The sequence below is a fragment of the Acidaminobacter sp. JC074 genome, from assembly GCF_022496765.1.
Taxonomy (GTDB): domain Bacteria; phylum Bacillota; class Clostridia; order Peptostreptococcales; family Acidaminobacteraceae; genus JABXKX01.
Genome location: NZ_VANV01000159.1, coordinates 1 through 400, shown reverse-complemented (window position 1 = coordinate 400; position 400 = coordinate 1). Strand labels below are relative to the sequence as shown.

General features: G+C 54.8%; 3 tRNA genes. All 3 read left to right on the top strand.

From position 1 onward, the window contains the following. Positions 1–64: 64 nt before the first annotated feature. The 3 genes from EZV73_RS28490 (at position 65) to EZV73_RS28480 (ending at position 331) form a co-directional block, all read left to right on the top strand. A tRNA-Asp gene (locus tag EZV73_RS28490) sits at positions 65–141 on the top strand. A 23-nt stretch (positions 142–164) separates the two neighbouring features. Continuing rightward, positions 165–249 (top strand) — tRNA-Leu (locus tag EZV73_RS28485). 7 nt (positions 250–256) lie between these two features. Then, positions 257–331, top strand: a tRNA-Gly gene (locus EZV73_RS28480). Positions 332–400 lie beyond the last annotated feature (69 nt).

Sequence of the window (400 nt, the reverse complement as noted above, 5' to 3'; positions counted from 1 at the left end):
GGGAGAGCATCTGCCTTACAAGCAGAGGGTCACAGGTTCAAGTCCTGTTACTCCCACCAAATGCGGTCCAGTAGTTCAGTTGGCTAGAACGCCAGCCTGTCACGCTGGAGGTCGACGGTTCGAGCCCGTTCTGGATCGCCATTTTTTTTTATCTAAATATCCGTGCGGGTATGGCGGAATTGGCAGACGCGCTAGACTTAGGATCTAGTGTCTTACGACGTGGGGGTTCGACTCCCTTTACCCGCACCAATTTTATGCAGAAGTGGCTCAGTGGTAGAGCATCGCCTTGCCAAGGCGAGGGTCGCGGGTTCAAATCCCGTCTTCTGCTCCAGCAGAGGTACCGAAGTGGTCATAACGGGGCGGTCTTGAAAACCGTTAGGGTGCAAGCCCACGTGGGTTC